Genomic DNA, 700 nt, shown 5'->3' with positions numbered 1-700 from the left:
CCTGCCGCGTGAGGCCGGCGCCCGGTTGATGGCGTTGTTGCAGGCGTACGCCAAGCTGAGGGCACAGGGGGATGACCGCCCGCTGACGGTACGCCAGGCGGACGCGCTGATCGCCCTGCTGGAGCAGAAGATCGCCGCCGAGCTCCTCGTCGTGGTCAGCGCCGAATCCCTCCCCACCGACCCCGAAACCACCGACCCCACCGACGACAACCCATACCCCGCCGACCCGGCCACCCAAGACACCGCCGACCCGGCCACCGACGACACCGACCCGGCCACCCAAGACACCGCCGACCCTGCCGCCGACGACGACGTCAGCGACCACTTCGCAGACCTCGGCGACAGCACCCCCAGCGACTACATCCCCGACCCCGCCGGAACCACTGACGAGCCGGGCCAGGCCGACGACACCACCGACCACGCCGAAGACACGCGGGACGCCGCGGACTTCGAGGAAAGCCGGGACGACACGGGCGACCCTGCACCCGGCCAGGCCGACGACCTCGACAATGCCGAGGCTGAGGCAGATGCCGGTGCGGAGAGCGCCGACGACACCAACGCCTACGCCCCCGACGCCCCCGGAAGCGCCGACGACCTGAGCCGGGCCGATGACACCGTTTCCGGCGCGTTGGGCGACCCCGGCGCTGCGGGCGGCGCTGACGACCCCGACATCCCGGAGGAGTTCGACACCGGCGAGGCT

General features: G+C 72.3%; 1 pseudogene. It reads left to right on the top strand.

Annotated features, from left to right (window positions below):
- A pseudogene (locus FLV34_RS41090) lies at window positions 1–700 on the top strand (hypothetical protein); the annotation flags it as partial.

This window comes from Microbispora sp. CSR-4 (assembly GCF_008033685.1).
Lineage (GTDB): Bacteria > Actinomycetota > Actinomycetes > Streptosporangiales > Streptosporangiaceae > Microbispora.
This window is presented reverse-complemented; position numbering and strand designations above follow the sequence as displayed.